Below are 17,201 nucleotides of genomic sequence, written 5' to 3'. Positions count from 1 at the left end.
AACAGGCACCACGAGCTTGCGCCGTTGTTTCGACGTGTGTCAAGTTAGAAGCATGTCGAACCAAGAGCTCTGCTGCTCGCCGATGCTGCGGGAGCCGCTGAGCGCGGACCGCTCCGTGGAACTGGCCCGCGTCTTCAAGGCCATCGGTGAGCCGGTGCGGCTCCGGTTGCTGTCGCTGATCGCTTCGCACGCGGGCGGCGAAGCGTGCGTGTGCGATCTGACCGGCGCGTTCGAGCTGTCGGGGCCGACGATCTCGCACCACCTCAAGGTGCTGCGCGAAGCCGGGGTGATCGAAGGGGAACGGCGCGGCACCTGGATCTACTACCGGGTGCGCGCCGAGGCGCTGGCCGCCCTCTCGGACGTGCTCGCCCCCACGGCCTCGGACGTTCCCGCATGACCACCACCACTCCCGAAGCCGCGGTGACGGCGAGGCTGTCCGCGCTCGACCGGCTGCTGCCGCTGTGGATCGGGGCCGCCATGGTCGCGGGGCTGCTCGCGGGACGCTGGATACCCGGTCTCGGCCCGGCGCTCGACGCCGTGCGGATCGACGGCATCTCGCTGCCGATCGCCATCGGGCTGCTGGTGATGATGTACCCGGTGCTGGCGAAGGTCCGCTACGACCGGCTCGACGCGGTGACCGGGGACAAGCGGCTGCTGCTGAGCTCGCTGCTGCTGAACTGGGTCCTGGGTCCGGCGCTGATGTTCGCGCTGGCCTGGACGTTCCTGCCGGACCTGCCGGAGTACCGCACCGGGCTGATCATCGTCGGGCTGGCGCGCTGCATCGCGATGGTGATCATCTGGAACGACCTGGCCTGCGGTGACCGCGAGGCCGCGGCGGTGCTGGTCGCGCTGAACTCCGTGTTCCAAGTGCTCGCGTTCGCCGGGCTCGGCTGGTTCTACCTGTCCGTGCTCCCCGGCTGGCTGGGGCTGGCGCAGGCGGAACTCGCGGTATCGCCGTGGGACATCGCCGGATCCGTGCTGGTCTTCCTCGGGGTGCCACTGGTGGCGGGCTACCTCAGCCGCACGTTCGGGGAACGGATCAAGGGACGTGCCTGGTACGAGGGGACGTTCCTGCCGCGGGTCGGGCCGCTGGCGCTGTGCGGGCTGCTGTTCACCATCGTGATGCTGTTCGCGCTGCAAGGCGAGCAGATCACCACCCGGCCATGGGACGTCGCGCGCATCGCGGTGCCGCTGCTGGCCTACTTCGCGGTGATGTGGGCGGGCTCGCTGCTGCTCGGGCGGGCGCTGGGGATGGGCTACGCGCGTTCGGCGACGCTGGCGTTCACCGCCGCGGGCAACAACTTCGAACTCGCCATCGCCGTCGCCATCGCGACGTTCGGCGTGACCTCCGGGCAGGCGCTGGCCGGGGTGGTCGGGCCGCTGATCGAGGTTCCGGTGCTCGTCGGACTGGTCTACGTGTCGTTGTGGGGCAGGCGGTACTTCGCCCGAGCCTGAACTCGCGCCTTGAATTCGACCGCACGGCGAGGAGGAGCATGCCAGTGCCCGAAGTGCTGTTCGTGTGCGTGCACAACGCCGGCCGATCGCAGCTGGCCGCCGCGCTGCTCGACCACCACGCGGCCGGTCGCGTGACCGTGCGCTCCGCCGGTTCCGCACCGGCCGCCGAGATCAACCCGGCCGCGCGGGAGGTGCTGGCCGAATGGGGCCTCGACCTCTCCCGGGAGTTCCCGAAGCCGTTGCGCGCCGATGCGGTCGAAGCCGCGGACGTGGTGATCACCATGGGCTGCGGGGACGCCTGCCCCGTCTTCCCCGGCAAGCGCTACCTGGACTGGGCGCTCGACGATCCCGCCGGGCAGCCGATCGAGGTGGTCCGCCGCATCCGCGACGAGATCGACGCCCGGGTGCGCGGCCTGCTCGGAGAACTCACCGACGGCGAGGACTGAGCACCCCCGCGCCCCGAGGTCATCGCTGCCGGACGCGAAGTCCGCGGCCGTCCGGAGGAACGCCCTGCCCAGGGTGCTCGGGGATCACGCGGCTGCGGGGTGACGCGAACCGTCGACCTGGGCGCATCCGGCGAACGCCCCGCCACTGCCCGGTTTCCGCGCGTCCCGGAGCCACGGCGTTGGGCCGAACGTCGCCAACCTGCGACGATCCGTTGACAGCGCGCCGGAACCGCGAAGATCGTGGAAGTCGTTCCGCCCGAACTCGGGCGGGTGCCGAGAGGGCTTGCGATGACCGGATACCGGGGCCGGGCGCTCGGTGCGCTGATCGGCCTGCTGCTGTGCGTCCCGCTCGCTTCGCTGGCGATCGCGGCGCCACGAGCGGAGATCTGCAACCGGCACTGCGACGGGCGCGATCCGCGGCTCGCCACCGGAGACCGGATCCCGGTCAGCGCCGACGCGTCCGGGAGCACCGTCGAGCTGCACGTCGACGACGGCGACGCGATGGGCTGGGCCTCGGTCAGCGGCGCGGGCGAAGGCGACCAGGTGTGGCTGGACCGCTCCTTCGACGGCGGCAAGACCTGGGGATCCGGTAGCAGGCTCGGCGACACCACCGTCCCCGCCGGGCAGACCGGGTGGCGCACGCTCATGTTCAACGCCGACGACTGGAACGCGCGCGGAGTCGGCGCCCTGCGGGCCTGCGCCGCACCGGCGGGCGGCGACGCCGCGTGCACCGGCTGGGCGCGGCCGGACTGGAACGCGGGCAGCCGCAGCACCGCCGCCGCGACGGCGCTGATGATGCGCTACCGCCAGGACATCGGGCTGTTCGACACCGGAAACTGGTGGACCTCGGCGAACGCGCTCACCGCCTTGATCGACAACATCCGGGTCAGCGGGATGCGCGGGTACGAGTACGCCATCGCGCACACCTACGACCTCAACCTCGACGCGCAGGGCGGGGATTTCACCAACGAGTACCTCGACGACACCGGGTGGTGGGGCTTGGCGTGGATCGCCGCCTACGACCTCACCGGCGACGGCCGCTACCTGGAGACCGCGCGCGCGGACGCCGACCACATGGCCGCGCACTGGACTTCGGACTGCGGCGGGGGAGTGCTGTGGAACCAGCGCAAGACCTACAAGAACGCCATCACCAACGAGCTGTACCTGCAGCTCAACGCCGCGCTGCACAACAGGATCCCCGGTGACGCGACCTACCTGCAACGCGCTCGCGACGAGTGGGCGTGGTTCGACGCCAGCGGCATGATCAACGCGGCCGGCCTGGTCAACGACGGGATCACCGAGGGCTGCGCGAACAACGGCGACACCACCTGGACCTACAACCAGGGCGTGCTGCTCGGCGGGCTCGTCGAACTGCACCGGGCGACCGGTGAGCAGGAGCTGCTGGACCGGGCCCGCGCCTTGGCCGACGCCTCGACCGCTTCTGAGTACTTGAACCCGGGCGGGGTTCTGCGCGAGCCCGTCGAAGCCGACGACTGCTTCGGCGACGGGGCGTCGTTCAAGGGGCCGTACGCGCGCGGGCTCGGCGTGCTCGATGCGGCGCTCGACGACCGGCCCTACGCCGCTTACCTGGCGCGGCAGGCGGAGGCCGCGCACGCGAACGACCGCGACTCGCTCGACGCCTACGGCCCGCACTGGAACGGGCCGTACGTCGCGCCAGGCGACGGCCACGGCTGCCAGCACAGCGCGCTGGACCTCCTCAACGCCGCTGCGCAGGGCTGACGAGCGCGTTTCGGCCGAACGGTGCTGCGCGCGGGCGGGAAGATCCAGTCGAATTCGATCAGGACTCGCGCCTCGCGCGGGGCCGCACCACGGCGCCGCCCGGAGGAAGTCCACGGATCGATGCCGCATCTCTGCGGTAATCGGGGCATCGTCGTTCATTAGGGTGACGGCGGAATCAGGGGCCGCTCGTTCCGCCCCGGGTTCGCACACGTCGGGTGGTCGCCGGAGCCTGCCCCGACATCGTCCCTTCGTGGAGGTGAGCCATGGCCGGCACCGGTGATTCGCCCGAGACCAGTGACGACGAGCCGACGCTGCCCGAGCGGGCCGCCGCGCTGGTGGAGCTGCTGAGCCGGAACGCGCCCACGGCCGAGCAGCACCGCGAGCTCCCGGACGAGAACGTGCGGGCCCTGCGGGAAGCGGGCCTGTTCAAGGCGCTCACCCCGGCGAGGTTCGGCGGGCACCAGACCGACCTCCGCACGTTCGTGCGGGTCGTCTCCGAACTGGGCAGGGGGTGCGGCTCGACCGCGTGGGTGATCACCCTGATCAACACCTGCCACTGGATGGTCGGGCTCCTCCCCGAGAGGGCCCAGCAGGAGGTGTTCGGGGAGGACCCCGACGCCCGCGTCTGCGGAGTCATCGAGCCGAGCGCGTCCAGCACGGCGGTCGAGGGCGGCCAGGTCGTCACCGGGAAGTGGGCGTTCGCCTCCGGATGCGCGCACGCCCAGTGGGCGCTGGTGGGCATCCCGGTGGTCGACGACGCCGGCGAGCAGATCGACCAGGGCCTGGCGCTGGTCCCGATGGAGGAGCTCGAAGTCGTCGACACCTGGTTCGTCAGCGGGATGCGCGGGACCGGGAGCAACACGCTGGTCGGCGAGGAGATCTTCGTCCCCGAGCACCGCATCCTGTCGGTGTCCCGCGCGCTGCGGGGCGACTACCCGACCGAGCACGAGGACGAGGTGCTGTACCGGTCTGCGTTCGCGCCGGTGCTGATCATCATCCTGGCCGCGCCGCTGCTCGGACTCGCCCGCGGCGGTCTCGACGCGGTGCTGGGAACGCTGCACAAGGGCAAGAAGATCGCCTACACCTTCTACGAGAACTCCGAGCACGCCCCGTCCACCCAGATGCAGCTGGCCGAGGCCGCGCAGCTCATCGACACCGCGGAACTGCACCTCACCAGAGCGGCCACGGACATCGACACCTGGGCGGCCGGTCCGGAGTACATGCCGGAGTTCCACCGCACGCGGGTGCGGATGGACACCGGCTCGATCGCCGTGCGGACGCGCGAAGCCCTCGACCTCCTGCTCAACATCGGCGGCGCGGGCAGCTTCGCCGAGGCCAACCCGCTGCAGCGGATCTGGCGCGACCAGGAGGTCGCCGGGCGCCACGCGGTGATCAACCCCGCGATCGCGACCGAGATCTACGGCCGCGCACTGCTGGGGATCGAAGACCAGATCACGCCGTTGATCTGACCCGTCAGCCCGTCGTGGTGACGACGATGTCCCCGAGCACGGGGGCTTCGTCGCGCTCCAGGACCGACGACGTCGCCACCAGCCGCCCGCCGCCCTCCTGCCAGATCCGGGTGCGGATGGTCTCGCCGGGGAACACGACTCCGGTGAAGCGCGCCGCGTACGACGACATCCGGTGCACCTCGCCGCCGAGCGCGGTGTCGGCGATGGCCTTGCACACCACGCCGTAGGTGCACAGGCCGTGCAGGATCGGGGCGGGGAAACCGGCCGCCTCAGCGAACGCGGGGTCGGCGTGCAGCGGGTTGCGGTCGCCGCAGAGCCGGTAGAGCAACGCCTGCTGCGGCCAGGTGGGGGAGTCCGCGACGACATCCGGTTCCCGCTGCGGCGGTTCGGCCCGCTGCGAGGAGCCGCGGTGCCCGCCGAAACCTCCTTCGCCGCGGGCGAAGATGGTCGAGCGGGCCGTGCACACCGGGCCGGCCGCGTCGGTCATCGTGGTCTCCTGCACGATCACCGCCGCCTTGCCCTTGTCCTGCACGTCGACGATGCGGGTCGTCGCGTGCGCGCCGCCGGCGGCGGGGAACGGGCGGTGCACAGTGATCTCCTGGCCGCCGTGCAGCACCTTCGCCAGGTCGATCTCGACGCCGGGGAACGACAGCGCCGGTGGCTCGAACTGGCGCAGGTTCGGGGCCACCACCGCGAACGACGGCAGCACGTGCAGGTCCTGCTCGTAGGCGTAGCGGAGCTCGCCGGGATCGGTCGGCGGATTCCCGGCGCCGAGCGCGAGCTGGTAGAGCAGCACGTCGGACGAGCTCCACTCGACGTCCTGAGCGGCCACGGTCGCGCCGATCGCGACCTCGGGATCGATGGGCATGGGGTTCCCTCACTCGTAGCTGACGTGGACTTCGGCGGTGACCGGGAGCGACTGGCAGGCCAGCACGATGCCGTCGTCGAGGTCCTCCTGCTCCAGGATGTCGTTGCGCACCATGCTCACCTCACCACCGCTGATGCGGCACGCGCACGCGCTGCACGCGCCCTGCCTGCACGAGTAGGGCGCGTCGATTCCGCGTTCCAGCAGCAGGTCCAGCAGCCGCTGCCGACGCGGCCAGTCGAGCCGGTGGCGGGCTCCGTCGATGTCGACCTCGACGGTCGCGTCGGGCCGGGCGGCCCCGGGCGGCTCCGGCTCGTCGCCCCGCTCGAACGGGTTCTCCGCCAGGGACAGGAAGCGTTCGACGTGCAGCCGGTTCCTGGCGAAGCCGAGGGGCGCGAGCGCGCCGGACGCGACGTCCATGAACGCGCCCGGGCCGCAGACGAACGCCTCGTAGTCCGCGAACGGTTCCGCCAGCGCCCGCAGCGACGGCTCGTCCGGCAGCCCCTGCACGGTTTCCAGCCAGTGCACGACCGCGAGCCGCCCCGGATGCCGAGCGGAGAGCTCCCGCAGCGCCGCGGCGAAGATCACCGACTGCTCGTCGCGGTTCGCGTAGATCAGCACGATCCGGCCGTCGCCACCGGCCAGCACCGAGCGCACGATCGACATGATGGGGGTGATCCCGCTGCCACCCGCGAGCATCAGGAAGTTCCCGTCCAGCGACTTCGGCGTGAACCCGCCGTCCGGAGCCAGCACGTCCACTATGGACCCCGCGGTCGCGTTGTCGCACAACCAGTTCGACCCATGTCCGCCTGGGACGCGCTTGACGGTGACCCGCGGCGCGGAGTCGGTGTGCGGCGAGCTCGACAGCGAGTAGCACCGGGCCACCGACCCGCCGTGCTCGTCGGGGACGCGCAGCGTCAGGAACTGGCCCGGCCGGTAGGCGAACTCGCCGCCGTCCGGGACGGCGAAGACCAAGGAGATCGCGTCCGGGGTCTCCTCGACGACTGCGTCGACCTTCAACCGGTGCACGCCGGATTCGGAAGGTTCGGACATGACGCCCTCCTACTCCTGCTCCTCGACCGCCGAGCGGGTGTCCCGGATCGAGGCGGCGATGCTCTCGTGCAGGTCCGGGCAGCTCTCCACGTGGGCGGTGCTGCCGTCGCGGGCTCGGGCCGCCAGTTCCGGGCACTGCTCGGCCGCCGCCCCCGTCCACTGGATGCTGGTGTGCGACGGGCTGTTCTTCTTCGCCAGCACGCACGCGCCGCACCGGGCGCACTCGACCGGGCGCAGGCCCCCTTCCAGCTGTTCGCGGCGGTCCTCGGCGGTGCGCTCCCGCAGCCGCTCCCGCATGCGCGGGTCGTCGGCGAACGAGGGTGCCTTGGCCCAGCCGCCGCCGGCCGTGCTCACCGCCCGTCCGCTCGGCGCGCGAGGTTGTCGGCGACCTCCTGCTCCCACGCGATGTTCGCGCGGGTGGTGTCCACCTCGAACTCGAACCGCCCGGCCATGTCCTCGGTGACGTCGGCGGCGTCGACGTAGAACTGCTCGTACCAGCGCCGAAGCTGGTACACCGGCCCGTCCTCCTCGCACAGCAGCGGGTTGTCGATGCGGGTCTTGTTCCGCCAGATCTCCACGTCCTGGAGGAAGCCGACGCTGGTGTTCTTGGCGATCTTGCCCGCCATCTTGTCCGCCTGCTCGTCGGTGAGGCCCGGCAGCTTCTTCGCCAGCACCCCCCACTGCAGGACGAACGAGTTCTCCGTGACCGGGTAGTGGCAGTTGATCAGGATGGTCTCGATGGTGTGGCCCTTGTGCTCGTTCCACAGCCTGTCGATCATGTACGACGGCCCGTAGTACGACGCCTCCGAGCGGCCGAAGTTCTCCTCGCCCGCGTAGTTGGACTGCGAGCCGCCGACGTCCGGGCGCCCCTTGGTGTTGAGGTACTGGGTGGCGGTGTGGCCTTCGAAGACGTTCTTGAAGTACGTCGGGAACGCGTAGTGCACGTAGAAGAAGTGCGCCATGTCGACGACGTTGTCGATGATCTCCCGGCAGTTCGACCCCTGGATCAGCTCCGAGTCCCAGGTCCAGTTGCTCCACTCCGAGGAGTGCACCTCGGGCAGTTCCGGCACCACGACGTCCGGCGGCGGCGGGTTGCCCTCCGGGTCGTTCCACACGAACAGCTGCTTGTTGCGCTCCAGGCAGATCCACGCCTTGGTGCGCGCCCGCAGCGGAATCCGCTTGGCGTAGGGGATTCCGACGCAGCGGCCTTCGCCGGACCAGCGCCAGTCGTGGAACGGGCAGGCCACCGCGTCGCCCTTGATGGTGCCCTGGCTGAGGTCGCCGCCCATGTGCCTGCAGTACCCGTCCAGCACGTGCAGTTCGCCGTCGCCGGACTGGAAGACGACGAGCTTCGTGCCGAACGCCTCGACGGCGTGCGGCGACCCGTCCTTGAACGTCTCGGCGAGCCCCAAGCAGTGCCAGCCGCGGGCGAACCTGGTCGGCGGGGTTCCGACGTCGATGGTCCGCACTTCGCTGTCGCCGTTGTTCGACGCCTGCGTCATCGCTGTCTCCTCCGTCCGCCCCTGCCGGGGCTCGAAGCGTGGTTCGTCTCGGCTCGGCCGGTCGCGTCCGCCATGTGCAGCGCGGCCAGGTATCCGAAGGTCATGGCCGGGCCGAGGGTCGCGCCCGGTCCGGCGTAGGTGCGGCCCATGACCGCCGCGCTGGAGTTGCCCGCCGCGTAGAGGCCGGGGATCGGATCGCCGTCCTCGCGCAGCACCCGGGCGTGCACGTCGATGCGCAGCCCGCCCTTGGTGCCGAGGTCTCCCGGCACGATCTTCACCGCGTAGAACGGTGCGGCGGCCAGCGTGGCCAGGCACGGGTTGGGGCGGTTGAACGGGTCGCCGTAGTAGCGGTCGTAGGCGCTGCGCCCGCGCTGGAAGTCGGCGTCCTCGCCGTCGCGCGCGTGCTCGTTGAACCGGTCGACGGTGCCGCGCAGCTGATCGCGCGGAACGCCGATCTTGTCCGCGAGTTCCTCCACGGTGCTCGCGCGCTGGATCACGCCGGCCTCGTACCAGCGCTTCGGGAAGGGCTGGCGCGGTCCCAGGCCCGCGAACACGTAGCGGTCGCGGTAGCGCTGGTCGGCGATCAGCCAGGTCGGGAGGTTGCGCGCGGGCCCGTCGCCCGGCCCGTACATCGCGTGCACCGCGTCCACGTACGGCGCGGCCTCGTTGACGAACCGGCGGCCCTCGCCGTTGACCATGATGCAACCGGGCAGCGTGCGCTCGGCGAGGCAGAACCACGGGCCACCGGTCAGCGGGATCGACGGGCCCCACCAGGCGTCGTCCATCAGGTCCACCGCGGCGCCGAGGTCCTGACCGGTGCGGATCCCGTCGCCGGTGTTGGCCGCCGCGCCGACGGTCCACGCCGCGCCGATCGGTTCCCGCTGGTGCTGCTTGCGCATGACCTCGTTGCGCTCGAACCCGCCCGCGGCGAGCACGACGCCGCGCCGGGCGCGCAGCTCGACCCGCTCCCCGTCGCGGCGCACCACGACCCCGGTGACGCGTCCCGCGTCGTCCTGGACCAGGTCGAGCAGTTCGGTGCCCAGCCACAGCGGCACCCGCTGGTCGCGCAGCCCGGCCCGCAGCCCGGCCGCGAGCGCCTGCCCCCGCACCAGCAACCGCTTGCGCAGCAGGTTGGCGAGCACCCAGCGCGCACCGACCCGCAGGGCGCGCAGCGCGCCGCGCGGGTGGCGGGCGACGAGGTTGAGCCAGCGGAAATCGGCCTGGGTGACGGCGAAGTTGCGCGGGGACTTGGTGAAGTCCGGTTCGAGCCGGGAGAGTTCGTCGCCGAGCAGGTGCCCGTCCAGCGGTTTCGGTTCGATGGAGCGCCCGCCGGGACGGCCGCCGGGAGCCTCGGGGTAGTAGTCGGAGTAGCCCGGCACCCAGCGCATCCGCAGCGGGGTGGCGTCGAGCACGGTCGAGAGCATTGCGGGGCCGTGGGCCAGGAAGGCCCGCCGCAGCTCGGCGGGCGCGGTGTCGCCGACGATGTGGTCGAGGTAGGCGTCGGCCGCCTCGGCGGTGTCCGGGAGACCCCTGCGCGCGAGCACCTCGTTGTTCGGTACCCACACGCCGCCGCCGGAGCGGGCCGTGGAGCCGCCGAAGCGGGCGGCCTTCTCCACCACCACGACGTGCAGGCCCGCCCGCGCGGCGGTGATCGCCGCGGTCATCCCCGCGGCTCCGCTGCCCACCACCACGACGTCGACCTGGGAGCCCGCCGGGTCCGGTGTCGGGACGGATGCGCTCATGTCACCTCCATCGCTCTCAATACTGAAACAGGTTATAGTTTTATCCGCAGTGGCGCTACGGTGATTACCGGAAACATGGACTCGGGTCGGGGTTGTCGATGGAGAACCGGTTTCAATCGGAGGACGTCGTGACGGAGGAGCTGTGGGCGGACGTGGTGGTCGTGGGCTTCGGCGTCGCGGGCGCGTGCGCCGCCATCGAAGCCGCCCGCGGCGGAGCTGAGGTCGTGCTGCTGGACCGGTTCTCCGGAGGCGGTGCGAGCAAGCTCTCCGGCGGAGTCGTCTACGCGGGCGGCGGGACCCGCCTGCAGCGGGAAGCGGGCGTCGTCGACTCGGTCGAGGACATGTACGAGTACCTGCGGCTGGAGACCGGCGACGCGGTCTCCCCGGGCACGCTGCGGCGGTTCTGTGAGCAGAGCCCCGAGATGATCGCCTGGCTGGAGGAGTGCGGCGTGCCCTTCGGCAGCGGCCTGGCCCCCTACAAGACGTCGTACCCGAGCAACCGCCACTACCTCTACTACTCGGGCAGCGAAGCCTCCGGCGGTTTCCGCGACGTCGCCCGCCCCGCACCGCGCGGACACCGCGCCTACGGGCGGGGGACCTCCGGCAAGGTCCTGTTCGCCGCGCTGGCCGCCGCGGTGCGCGCCGCAGGCGTGCGGATCGTCGGCCAGACCCGCTGCACCGACCTGATCACCGACCCCGCCGGCCAGGTGCGCGGAGTGCGGTGCGAGTCGCTGGCCACCGCCTCCCGCCGCGCGCGGCGCACCCACCGGGTGGCGGCGGAGCTCGCCGCGAAACCCGGTCTCTACGTACCCGCGCTGGGCAAGCGCCTGCACGCGGTGGCCGAGCGGGTGGAGCGGCGCCGCGCGCGCCCGCTGCGCGTGCGGGCCAGGCGCGGAGTCGTGCTCGCCGCGGGCGGATTCGTGGCGAACCGGGAGATGCTGCGCCGCCACGCCCCGCTGTACCGGGGCGGGCTGCCGCTGGGCACGCGCGGCGACGACGGCAGCGGAATCCGGCTCGGCACCTCGGCGGGCGGCGCGACCGACAAGCTGGGGAAGGTCTCGGCGTGGCGGTTCATCACCCCGCCCAGCCCGTTCCTCGGCGCGGTCCTCGTCGACGAGCACGGCGACCGGGTCTGCGACGAATCCCGCTACGGGGCCGCGCTCGGCGACGCCCTGATCAACCACCACGGCGGTCGCGGCTGGCTGCTGATCGACGCCGAGCTGCGGCGGGAGGCGCTGCGCCGGTTGCGGGACCAGACCGTGTGGTTCCAGCTGATGCAGGCGCTGCACCTGCTGGGCAGGCGGTCTGTCAGCGCGCCGACCGTGGCCGAGGCCGCGGTCCTGGCCGGCATCGACCCGGTGCGCCTGCGGGAGACCGCGGAGGCGCACGACGGCGCGGCGGAGGGTGAGGATCCGGCGGGCAAACCGGCGGAGTTCGTGCGGCGGCTGCGCACCCCGCCGTTCACGTTGCTCGACATCTCGATCCGGCCCAGCACGGCCTACCCGTGCCCGATGCTGACCCTCGGCGGGTTGGTCACCGACGAGACGACCGGCGCGGTGCTCGACGACGACCGCGCCCCGATCCCCGGCCTGTACGCGGCGGGGCGGACCGCCGCGGGCCTGTGCTCGAACTCCTACGTCAGCGGCCTCTCACTCGCCGACTGCGTGTTCTCCGGGCGTCGGGCGGGACATCACCTCGCGGAACTCGACGCCGATGGGTGACCGCGACGACCGCGCCGAGCCCCCGGGCGTCCACCGTCCGCAAGCACCCGACAGTTCCCCCGGAGGCGACGTGCTCACCAGTGAACAACGCGACGAGCTGGCGCTGCGGCTGCGCAACGCCGAGCGGGACCGGGCGCCGATCGCGCCCCTGACCGACTCGCACCCGCGGCTCACCGCCGTCGACGCCTACGAGATCCAACTCGCCAACATCCGCCGCAGGCTGCCCGGCACCGAGGTCGCCGGGCACAAGGTGGGCCTGTCCTCCCCGGTGATGCAGGCGATGATGGGCGTCGACGAACCCGACTACGGCCACCTGCTCGCCGACATGCGCTTGTCGGAGGACCGGCCGGTCGCGGCATCGCGCTACTGCTTCCCGCGGGTGGAGGTGGAGGTCGGTTTCCTGCTCGGCGCGGACCTGCCCGGCGAATCCTGCACCGAGCAGGACGTGCTGGCGGGAACCGAGGCGCTGGTGCCCTCGATCGAGCTCATCGACAGCCGCATCACCGACTGGCGGATCAGCCTCGCCGACACCATCGCCGACAACGCCTCCTCGGCCGGTTTCCTGCTGGGGGCGGCCAGGATTCCGCCGGATGAGGTCGATCCGCGCGCGATCGACGCGGTGCTTCGGCGCGACGGTTCGCCGATCGCGGAGGGCAGCTCGGACGCCGTGCTCGGCAACCCGGCGACCGCGGTGGCCTGGCTGGCGCGCAAGGTCGCCGGTTTCGGAGTCCGGTTGCGCGCCGGGCACGTGGTGCTGCCCGGATCGTGCACGAGGGCCGTCGACGTGGCCGCCGGGCAGCGGTTCGAGGCCGAGTTCAGCACCGGCGGCCGGCACCTCGGTGCGGTGTCCGCGTCGTTCCGGTGATGGGGAACGTTCCGATGAGGGTTCGAGGAGCTTGATGATGAGTCCAGGCAGAGCGACCGCGGCGATAGTGGGTTCCGGCAACATCGGCACCGACCTGCTCTACAAGCTGAGCAGGTCCCCGGTGGTCGAACCCCGCTGGATGATCGGCGTCGACCCGGCGAGCGAAGGGCTGCGCCGGGCGGGTGAGCTCGGCGTGCGCACCAGCTCCGACGGGGTGGACTGGCTGCTGGAGCAGGACGACCGGCCCGACCTGGTCTTCGAGGCCACCTCGGCGGGAGTGCACCGCGCGAACGCGCCCCGCTACGCCGGCGCAGGCATCCGCGCGCTCGACCTCACCCCGGCCGCGGTGGGGCCGCCGGTGGTCCCGCCGGTGAACATCGGCGCGCACCTGGAGGCGCCCAACGTCAACCTGATCACCTGCGGCGGGCAGGCGACGATCCCGATGGTGCACGCGGTGTCCCGCGTCGCGCCGGTGAGCTACGCGGAGATCGTCGCCTCGGTCGCTTCCGTGTCGGCGGGGCCCGGGACCCGCGCCAACATCGACGAGTTCACCAAGACCACCGGCCAGGGCATCGAGACCATCGGCGGCGCCGAGCGCGGCAAAGCGATCATCGTGCTCAACCCCGCCGACCCGCCGATGATCATGCGGGACACCATCTTCTGCGCCGTCGCACCGGATTCCGACACCGACGCGATCGGGGACTCCATCACCCGCATGGCCGGTGAGATCGCCGAGTACGTCCCCGGCTACCGCCTGCTCGGCGAGCCGCAGTTCGACGCGGCCGACGGTCACCTCCGGGTCGCCACCTTCGTCGAGGTCGCCGGTGCCGGGGACTTCTTGCCGCCGTACTCCGGAAATCTCGACATCATGACCGCCGCCGCCGTGCGCGCGGGCGAGGAGCTCGTCCGAGCAGGCGCGCGCCCGGACACCGCAGAGGAGCGAATCTCGTGACCGAGCTGCCCAGGACGTTCTCCGAAACGCTCGACCTGCGGGTGACCGACACGTCGCTGCGCGACGGCTCGCACCACAAGCGCCACCAGTTCACCGCCGAGGAGGTGCGCGACATCGTCGCCGCGCTCGACGGCGCAGGGGTGCCGGTGATCGAGGTGACCCACGGCGACGGCCTCGGCGGTTCGTCGTTCAACTACGGGTTCTCCCGCACGCCGGAGCAGGAGCTGATCGCACTGGCGGCGCGCACCGCCGTGCACGCCCGGATCGCCTTCCTGATGCTGCCCGGCGTGGGCGTGCTCGACGACATCGTCCGCGCTCAGGACAACGGCGCCGCCGTGTGCCGGATCGCCGCGCACTGCACCGAGGCCGACGTCTCCGAGCAGCACTTCCGGCTCGCCAGGCAGCGCGGGCTGGAGACCGTGGGCTTCCTGATGATGGCGCACTCCCAGCCGCCGGAGTCACTGGCGAAGCAGGCGCGGATCATGGTCGACGCGGGCTGCCAATGCGTGTACGTCGTCGATTCGGCCGGCGCGCTGGTGCTGGAGCAGGTCGCCGACCGGGTCGCGGCCCTCGTCGCCGAAGTCGGCGACGAAGCCCAGGTCGGCTTCCACGGGCACGAGAACCTGGGCGTGGCGGTGGCGAACTCCATCGCCGCCGCGCGGGCGGGTGCCGTGCAGATCGACGGCAGCGCCCGCAGGTTCGGCGCCGGGGCGGGAAACACGCCGGTGGAGGCGTTCGTCGGGGTGTGCGACAAGCTGGGCATCCGCACCGGGGTGGACTTCTTCGCGATGGCCGACGCCGCCGAGCGCGTGGTGCGCCCGGCGATGCCGCAGGAGTGCCTGCTGGACCGCTCGGCGCTGATGATGGGTTACGCGGGCGTGTACTCCAGCTTCCTCAAGCACGCCGAACGCCAGGCCGAGCGCTACGGCGTGGACGCCGGGGACCTGCTGGTGCGAGCGGGGGAGCGCAAGCTCGTCGGCGGGCAGGAGGACCAGCTCATCGCCCTCGCGCTGGAGTTGCGCGACGAGGGGTGAGCCTCCCGGGGGCGAATCGCGTGGCGGGCGGCCACTCCGGCTGCCCGATCCACGACGGACGACTCGTCGCGACCGGTTCGGGCGGGAACGCGCTGCGGCTTTCGCGTCGCGGGCGGCCCGGCGGAGCGCTCGACACAAACGAGAACATGTTCTAGTATTGGCCCCGTTGTGATCGACGATCAGGGAACTTCGCGGAAGAGCAGTCCGCTTCGGTCTGCCGGCTCTCCGGCGGAACGGGTTCCACATCGTGCTCGTGCGGCGGGCGCGGGAACGGGAGCGCTTGGATGAGCGACCAGGACGGCCAACGGGTCATCGAGCAAGTGCGGCAGTTGCTCCCGGTGCTGCGCGAGCGCGCGCAGAAGGCCGAGGACGCCCGCCGGGTCCCCGAGGAGTCGATCGAGGAGTTGCAGCGGACCGGCTTCTTCAAGCTGCTGCAACCGGCGCGGCACGGCGGCTACGAGGCAGACCCCGTCGACTTCTACACGGCGGTGCGGCTCGTCGGCAGCGCGTGCGGCTCGACCGGCTGGGTCGCCTCCATCATCGGCGTCCACCCGTGGCACCTCGCGCTGTTCTCCGCGGAGGCGCAGGACGAGGTGTGGGGCGAGGACGCGAGCACGCTCGTGTCGTCCTCGTACGCGCCGATGGGCAAGGCGAAGCTGGTCGAAGGCGGCTACCGGTTGTCCGGGCGGTGGAGCTTCTCCTCCGGCTGCGACCACGCCCGGTGGGTGTTCGTCGGCGGACCGGCCTACAACGACGCGGGCGAGCCCGTCGACTTCTGCACCTACCTGCTGCCGCTGGGCGACTACCGCATCGACGACGTGTGGGACACCGTGGGCCTGCGCGGCAGCGGCAGCAACGACATCGTCGTGGACGACGTGTTCATCCCCGCGCACCGGGCGCTGAGCTTCATGGCGATGACCGAGACGCGGTGCCCCGGCCACGAGGTGAACACCTCCCCGCTCTACCGGCTGCCGTGGGGAACGGTGCACCCGACGACGATCACCGCGCCGATCATCGGCATGGCCCAGGGCGCCTACGACGCGCACGTCGAGCACCAGGGCAAGCGCGTGCGGGCGGCCTACGCGGGCGAGAAGTCCAAGGAGGACCCGTTCGCGAAGGTGCGGATCGCCGAGGCCGCCAGCGAGATCGACGCGGCGTGGCTGCAGCTGACCCGCAACATCTCCGAGGAGTACGAACTGCTCAAGGCCGGGCAGGAAGTGCCGATGGCGCTGCGGCTGCGAGCCCGCCGCGACCAGGTGCGCGGCACCGCCCGGTCCATCGAGGCGATCGACCGGCTCTTCGAGAACTCCGGCGGCCGGGCGCTGGCGACCGGCACCCCGATCCAGCGCTTCTGGCGCGACGCCCACGCGGGCCGGGTCCACGCGGCCAACGACCCGGAGCGCGCCTACACCATGTTCGGCACCGGCGAGTTCGGACTGCCGATCAAGGACTCGATGGTCTGATGGGAGAATTCGTGGCCACCGCAGAGGAAACCCAGCCGACCACCCGCGTCGCCGAACTGCCGTCGGGCCTGCGGTTGCAGTACCACGAGGCGGGCACCGAGCACCCGGACGCGGTGGTGATGCTGCACGGCGGCGGGCCGGGCGCGTCGGCGTGGAGCAACTTCAGCCGCAACTTCGAGGTCTTCGCGCAGCGGTTCCACACGATCGCCGTGGACCAACCCGGATTCGGCGGCTCCAGCAAGCCCACCGAACATGGCCAGTACTTCACCCACAGCGCCACCGCGCTGCGCGAGCTGTTCGACGAGCTGCGCCTCGACCGGGCGCACCTGCTCGGGAACTCGCTCGGCGGCGGCACGGCGGTCCGCTTCGCGCTGGACCACCCGGATCGTGCCGGGCGCCTGGTGCTGATGGGGCCGGGTGGGCTGAGCATCAACCTGTTCGCGCCCGACCCGACCGAAGGCGTGCGGCGGCTCTCTGAGTTCGGCGCACCTCCGGGCCCGAGCAAGGAGAAGCTCGAAGCGTTCCTGCGGGCCATGGTGCACGACCAGTCCCTGATCACCGACGAACTCGTCGAGCAGCGCTACGCGGCGGCCTCCTCCCCGGAGTCGCTGGCCGCGATGCGCGCGATGGGCGAGTCGTTCCGCCGCGCGGAGACCTTCGAGCAGGGCATGTTGTGGCGGGAGGCGTACCGCCTGCGCCAGCGGGTGCTGCTCGTGTGGGGCCGGGAGGACCGGGTGAACCCGCTCGACGGCGCGCTGCTGGCGCTGAAGCTGATCCCGCGCGCGCAACTGCACGTGTTCGGGGGCTGCGGGCATTGGGCGCAAGTGGAGAAGTTCGCCGAGTTCAACCGGATCACCCAGGACTTCTTGCTGGACTGACGACCGAGGGAGTGCG

General features: G+C 71.7%; 16 protein-coding genes. 11 read left to right on the top strand and 5 right to left on the bottom strand.

Annotated features, from left to right (window positions below; translation table 11 throughout):
* Positions 1-52 precede the first annotated feature (52 nt).
* From OOZ19_RS09395 to OOZ19_RS09375, 5 genes are all read left to right on the top strand, one after another.
* A complete protein-coding gene (locus tag OOZ19_RS09395) occupies positions 53-397 on the top strand; it encodes an ArsR/SmtB family transcription factor (RefSeq protein WP_266089655.1) in 345 nt (114 codons plus the stop codon).
* Positions 394-1,455: an ACR3 family arsenite efflux transporter gene (gene arsB / locus OOZ19_RS09390; RefSeq protein ID WP_266089654.1), complete on the top strand. Its 1,062-nt coding sequence runs from the start codon at positions 394-396 to the stop codon at positions 1,453-1,455. Before OOZ19_RS09395 ends, arsB begins: the two co-directional genes overlap by 4 nt.
* A gap of 38 nt (positions 1,456-1,493) precedes the next feature.
* Positions 1,494-1,901: an arsenate reductase ArsC gene (locus OOZ19_RS09385; protein ID WP_266089653.1), complete on the top strand. Its 408-nt coding sequence runs from the start codon at positions 1,494-1,496 to the stop codon at positions 1,899-1,901.
* 288 nt (positions 1,902-2,189) lie between these two features.
* Positions 2,190-3,641, top strand: a complete 1,452-nt coding sequence (locus tag OOZ19_RS09380) for a glycoside hydrolase family 76 protein (RefSeq protein WP_266089652.1) — start codon at positions 2,190-2,192, stop codon at positions 3,639-3,641.
* 263 nt (positions 3,642-3,904) lie between these two features.
* Positions 3,905-5,110, top strand: a complete 1,206-nt coding sequence (locus OOZ19_RS09375) for an acyl-CoA dehydrogenase family protein (protein WP_266089651.1) — start codon at positions 3,905-3,907, stop codon at positions 5,108-5,110.
* A gap of 4 nt (positions 5,111-5,114) precedes the next feature.
* Here the strand turns inward: OOZ19_RS09375 and chsH3 are convergent, their stop codons facing one another.
* The 5 genes from chsH3 to kstD are packed head-to-tail and all read right to left on the bottom strand — an operon-like array spanning position 5,115 to position 10,272.
* Entirely contained in the window at positions 5,115-5,978 is an 864-nt protein-coding gene (gene chsH3 / locus OOZ19_RS09370; protein ID WP_266089650.1) for an enoyl-CoA hydratase ChsH3, read from the bottom strand.
* Between the two features lie 9 nt (positions 5,979-5,987).
* Positions 5,988-7,028, bottom strand: a complete 1,041-nt coding sequence (locus OOZ19_RS09365; protein WP_266089649.1) for a ferredoxin--NADP reductase — start codon at positions 7,026-7,028, stop codon at positions 5,988-5,990.
* A gap of 9 nt (positions 7,029-7,037) precedes the next feature.
* The gene (locus tag OOZ19_RS09360) at positions 7,038-7,382 is read right to left on the bottom strand and encodes a hypothetical protein (RefSeq protein ID WP_323055111.1); all 345 of its coding nucleotides are present in this window, start codon (positions 7,380-7,382) and stop codon (positions 7,038-7,040) included.
* Positions 7,379-8,530 (bottom strand): 3-ketosteroid-9-alpha-monooxygenase, oxygenase component, encoded by a 1,152-nt coding sequence (locus OOZ19_RS09355; protein ID WP_266089648.1) that lies wholly within the window; start codon positions 8,528-8,530, stop codon positions 7,379-7,381. The genes OOZ19_RS09360 and OOZ19_RS09355 overlap by 4 nt, the downstream gene beginning before the upstream one ends.
* Positions 8,527-10,272: a 3-oxosteroid 1-dehydrogenase gene (kstD, locus tag OOZ19_RS09350; protein WP_266089647.1), complete on the bottom strand. Its 1,746-nt coding sequence runs from the start codon at positions 10,270-10,272 to the stop codon at positions 8,527-8,529. Before kstD ends, OOZ19_RS09355 begins: the two co-directional genes overlap by 4 nt.
* Positions 10,273-10,400: 128 nt before the next feature.
* Between kstD and OOZ19_RS09345 the strand changes: the two genes are divergently transcribed.
* From OOZ19_RS09345 to hsaD, 6 genes are all read left to right on the top strand, one after another.
* The gene (locus OOZ19_RS09345; RefSeq protein WP_266089646.1) at positions 10,401-11,993 is read left to right on the top strand and encodes an FAD-binding protein; all 1,593 of its coding nucleotides are present in this window, start codon (positions 10,401-10,403) and stop codon (positions 11,991-11,993) included.
* Positions 11,994-12,063: 70 nt separating this feature from the next.
* A complete protein-coding gene (locus tag OOZ19_RS09340) occupies positions 12,064-12,858 on the top strand; it encodes a 2-keto-4-pentenoate hydratase (RefSeq protein WP_266089645.1) in 795 nt (264 codons plus the stop codon).
* A gap of 37 nt (positions 12,859-12,895) precedes the next feature.
* Positions 12,896-13,810, top strand: a complete 915-nt coding sequence (locus OOZ19_RS09335) for an acetaldehyde dehydrogenase (acetylating) (RefSeq protein ID WP_266089706.1) — start codon at positions 12,896-12,898, stop codon at positions 13,808-13,810.
* Positions 13,807-14,844, top strand: coding sequence for a 4-hydroxy-2-oxovalerate aldolase (gene dmpG / locus OOZ19_RS09330; RefSeq protein ID WP_266089644.1), 1,038 nt, complete (start codon positions 13,807-13,809; stop codon positions 14,842-14,844). The genes OOZ19_RS09335 and dmpG overlap by 4 nt, the downstream gene beginning before the upstream one ends.
* 284 nt (positions 14,845-15,128) lie before the next feature.
* Positions 15,129-16,307, top strand: coding sequence for a 3-hydroxy-9,10-secoandrosta-1,3,5(10)-triene-9,17-dione monooxygenase oxygenase subunit (gene hsaA / locus OOZ19_RS09325; RefSeq protein WP_266089643.1), 1,179 nt, complete (start codon positions 15,129-15,131; stop codon positions 16,305-16,307).
* Positions 16,307-17,185, top strand: a complete 879-nt coding sequence (gene hsaD, locus OOZ19_RS09320; RefSeq protein WP_416309413.1) for a 4,5:9,10-diseco-3-hydroxy-5,9,17-trioxoandrosta-1(10),2-diene-4-oate hydrolase — start codon at positions 16,307-16,309, stop codon at positions 17,183-17,185. Before hsaA ends, hsaD begins: the two co-directional genes overlap by 1 nt.
* Positions 17,186-17,201 lie beyond the last annotated feature (16 nt).

This window comes from Saccharopolyspora sp. NFXS83 (assembly GCF_026241095.1).
Taxonomy (GTDB): domain Bacteria; phylum Actinomycetota; class Actinomycetes; order Mycobacteriales; family Pseudonocardiaceae; genus Saccharopolyspora_C.
Note: the sequence above shows the minus strand (reverse complement) of the source record. Positions and strands in the feature narration are given on the sequence as shown.